3 protein-coding genes are annotated in these 3,425 nt (G+C 57.3%); all 3 read right to left on the reverse strand.

Annotation, left to right across the window (positions count from 1 at the left end; all coding sequences use genetic code 11):
* Positions 1-964, reverse strand: a 964-nt coding sequence (locus tag J7J55_02735; GenBank protein MCD6141624.1) for a hypothetical protein, incomplete at its 3' end; no start/stop codon positions are given.
* Between the two features lie 12 nt (positions 965-976).
* Positions 977-1,753 (reverse strand): LamG domain-containing protein, encoded by a 777-nt coding sequence (locus J7J55_02740; GenBank protein MCD6141625.1) that lies wholly within the window; start codon positions 1,751-1,753, stop codon positions 977-979.
* A gap of 168 nt (positions 1,754-1,921) precedes the next feature.
* A partial coding sequence (locus J7J55_02745) for an SEC-C domain-containing protein (GenBank protein ID MCD6141626.1) occupies positions 1,922-3,425 on the reverse strand: 1,504 nt, incomplete at its 5' end.

Raw genomic sequence — 3,425 nt, forward strand, 5'->3', positions numbered from 1 at the left:
TTTCCTCCTCTTTCCCGGTCGGAGGAGGGGTTGGAAGTGGCTGAGGCATATAAGCGGCTTGTCCTTTCTGCCATCTCTCCGCTAGGACGTTGAGAATCTGCTTGGTTAGGGGTCTTGTGGTATATGGCAGGGTTTCACCAAGATGGGTTGTTGCCCACCGGAGCTGACCATAATCGATCGTTGGCGGGGAGCATAAATCCAACCGATCAGTCTGAATATCCCAATGGGACACCACTACCTCTGGAGGTAGGTACTCTCCCACTCCCAGGGTAATCCTCTTAACTTCACCGAGTTCTACCGCCTTCACAGCTAATTGATACCTACCAGATGCGTCGGGTGGAATCGAAATTAGCAAAGAAACAGTCGTCACTTGTCCCACTGCAAGCAGGTTAGGCCATAAGAGGCCTTGGGGTGTGTCTGTCAGGGCGCCTTCCGGGGCGATGTGCCAACCGGGTGGCAGCAGGGGAACGAGATGAAGCGCACCTAAGTTGCGTGTCGGTACCAGGCGCATGATTAAGCGTACGGTGCTCCCTGGAAGAGCGATGGGAGTGGAGAGATCGATGACCGGAGGGCCTATCTTGGCGCTGGCAGTAAGTCCACCAACTAACGCTGTTTGCGCGCTGAGGCGATCGCCCTCGCTTGCCTTAAGAGAGTAGTTTGCAGCAGGTTGTTCGTTGATACCGACTATTTGAACTGGACCGGCGATGAGTTCATTGTCCTGTGCCTGCAATGGGACCCAGATGTTCCGCCCTGTTTGGAGATTTACCAAAAAGATGGTCCCATCGATTTGCTGGATGTTAGCCTCTTCAGTGCAGCATCCGGTAACCACAACATAGAATTGTGCGCCTAGCGGTATCTCACCTGCCGGAGGTCCGGTGGGGACAAGACGAAATTCAAGATCAGCTCCTAGCGCCGGGAGAGTTAAGAGCAACAACGCAAACCACAAGAGCTTTTTTACGCTCATCTCCCTGCCTCCTTAGCCTTCCACTAACTTCTTGATCTCCTCTTCATTGAGTACTTTGTTGTAGATTCGAAGGTCATCCACCAGGCCGTGCAGGAAGAATTTCGGGGTGTTATCCGCATTGGTGTAGCGCCCAATGACCAGGGGGCCATTGTTGGTGTAAGGCTTGATCGTCGCTGTCTCTTCTCCCGCTGGAGCGCCGTCGATGTAGAACCGCACCTTTCCCCCACCAAAAGCGACGGCGATGTGATGCCATTCGTTCGGCGTGCCGATCCCTTTGTCGGACAGATATCCTACCCGCCGGGTGCCATCACCGATCACAAGCGCGAGCGCATCTTGGGTCCACTGCGCATAGAGGGTGTAGTTGGTGTAAATATCACTCTTGTCAACAGCCTTCTTCTGAAGGAGCACCTGACGACCGCTGCCCACTTCGGCCAGGTTGATCCATGCGGTGATGGTGAAACTGTCGGAGAGATCAAGGGAATCTGAGTCGGCGGCTTCTATGTATGACTTGGTCCCATCGAAGGTTGCTGCGTTACCAGTCTTTCCCTCGCTCCAGCTCACGCCGTGAAGGGTGGCTTTATTGCCCAATCCCGAAGCATCGCCCGCCGAGTCCCCTGATCCCTCGTCAAACTGCCAGTGGGCCACCAGCGGGCCAGCGGACGCCTGAGAGCTGGTTTCTTGTGCTGTCTTCTTTCCACAACCTACAAGCAAGAGAGCGATGCAGAAAAGAGTGAAGGAGATAATAAACACCCTTTTTGCTGAAGACGAGCTTCCACGCGCTTTCGACATGTTAACACACCTTCCTTCAGGTATATGTACCCCTTTCAAAAGGGCCTCTCTCTTCGTTTGTTTATCAACTCAGCATCTCCATTATAGCACTTTTTCGCTTCATTGCCTAATCTAGGACGTAGAATAATACCGCATGTCAAACTGATCGAACCGAAACAATGATCGCTTTTACGCGTTCTTGCCGCAGCAGTTCTTGTACTTCTTACCGGAACCGCACGGGCACGGGTCGTTCCGCCCGATCTTCTTCACCTTCACCACCGGCTTCTTCTTCGGCTTTTTCGGAGCGGTGGAGCTGGTCGAGTCCGACCCGGCGTGGACGTAATGCACGTTGCGGGCGGGACCAGCCTGCTCTTCCCGGCTCGGGGCGGTGAGGCGCGGGCTCAATAGCGACCGGACGATCTTGTCCGCTGCCCGGTTGAGCATCTCCTGGAATAGGACATAAGATTCGCGCTTGAACGCGACCAACGGATCGGTTCCGGCATAGGCGGTCCACCCGATCCCCTCCTTGAGGTCGTCAAGGGTGTACAGGTGCGCCAACCAGGCCTCGTCAATCGTGCGTAGGATGAGGTAGCGGGCGATGAGTGGGAATCGCTTCCCGAGCTTCTGCTTCTGGCGGGAGAGGGCTTTTTGAAAATGCGTTACCACGAGCTCCTTCAGCTCATCGGCATCCTTACCGTCGAGATCGGCCGGTGAGATCGGACCGAACACGGCGAGTTCGCGCGCGAGCCCGTCCAGCTTCCACTCGTCCCGTGGGCGGGACGGATCGACATAGCTTGCGACGATGTCGGCCGCGACCTCGTCGAACAGCTCGTTTAGATACTCGTCAAGATCGTCTGAGGATAGGCTCTCCGCCTCCTCGCGCGGGGGGAGGAGGAGCCGGTCGCGCAGCGCGTAGATCGCCTCGCGCTGTTTGGCGAGGACGAGGTCGTAGTCGAGGAGGCGCTTTCTGATCTCGAAGTTGCGGCCCTCCACCCGTTTCTGCGCCCGCCGGATCGACTTCGACAATAGCTCATGCTCGATCGCCTGCCCCTCTTCCATTCCCAGCCGGTCCATCAATGCACCAATCTTGTCCCCGCCGAAGATCCGGAGCAAATCGTCCTCGAGCGACAGGTAGAACTGGGAGGAGCCCGGGTCCCCCTGGCGGCCGGCGCGGCCGAGGAGCTGATTGTCGATCCGGCGCGATTCGTGGCGCTGGCAGCCGATGACGTGCAATCCTCCCAGCTCGGCCACCCCTTCGCCGAGCTTGATGTCCGTCCCGCGCCCGGCCATGTTGGTGGCGACGGTAATCGCGCCCCGCTGGCCCGCATCCTTGATGATCTCCGCTTCCTTCTCGTGGTACTTAGCGTTCAGCACGTTGTGGGGCAGGCCGCGCTTCTTGAGGAGCTTGGAGAGATATTCTGATTTCTCGATCGAGTTCGTGCCGATGAGGACCGGCCGACCGATCTTGTGCAGCCTTTCGATCTCCTCGGCGATCGCCTCGAATTTGGCCTTCTCGGTGCGGAAGATGACGTCCGGCTTGGCCTCGCGGATGAGCGGCTTGTTCGTCGGGATGACGACGACCGGAAGGCCGTAGATCTGCTTGAACTCCTCCTCCTCGGTCTTGGCCGTCCCGGTCATCCCGCAGATCCCCTTGTACAGCTGGAAGTAGTGCTGGAGGGTGATCGTGGCCAGG

Source organism: Candidatus Bipolaricaulota bacterium, from assembly GCA_021159055.1.
Taxonomy (GTDB): domain Bacteria; phylum Bipolaricaulota; class Bipolaricaulia; order UBA7950; family UBA9294; genus S016-54.

Coding starts and splice junctions, on each gene's coding strand:
- J7J55_02740 (MCD6141625.1), bottom strand. CDS start 1,753: ATGTCGAAAGCGCGTGGAAGCTCGTCTTCAGCAAAAAGGGTGTTTATT.